This is a genomic window from Klebsiella sp. 141198 (assembly GCF_050600785.1).
Classification (GTDB): domain Bacteria; phylum Pseudomonadota; class Gammaproteobacteria; order Enterobacterales; family Enterobacteriaceae; genus Klebsiella; species Klebsiella aerogenes.
Map to the genome: position 1 here is coordinate 1 of NZ_JAQIRM010000027.1, position 346 is coordinate 346.

Here is a 346-nt window from a genome sequence, read left to right on the forward strand (position 1 = left end):
TATCTGCTGGCCTTCCACGACTACGACAACGGCAAGGACAATACCGACAACCGTAAAAACTACGGCGCGATCGTCCGGCCGATGTACTTCTGGAACGATGTGCACTCGACCTGGCTGGAAGCGGGCTACCAGCGCGTTGACTACGACCAGGGCGGGGATAACCACGGCTGGAAGCTGACGCTGTCGCAGAACATCGCCATCGGCATGGGGCCGGAGTTCCGCCCGATGCTGCGCTTCTATGTTACCGGCGGCCAGGTGAATAACGAGCACACCGCGAAAGTAGACGGCACCAGCGACGAGCGGCTGGATTCGCTGAACATCGGCGGTATGTTTGAGGCCTGGTTCT

1 protein-coding gene is annotated in these 346 nt (G+C 59.8%); it reads left to right on the forward strand.

Annotation, left to right across the window (positions count from 1 at the left end; genetic code table 11):
- Positions 1 to 346: carbohydrate porin (locus PGR10_RS25420; protein WP_196796488.1), on the forward strand; the 346-nt coding region annotated here is incomplete at both ends.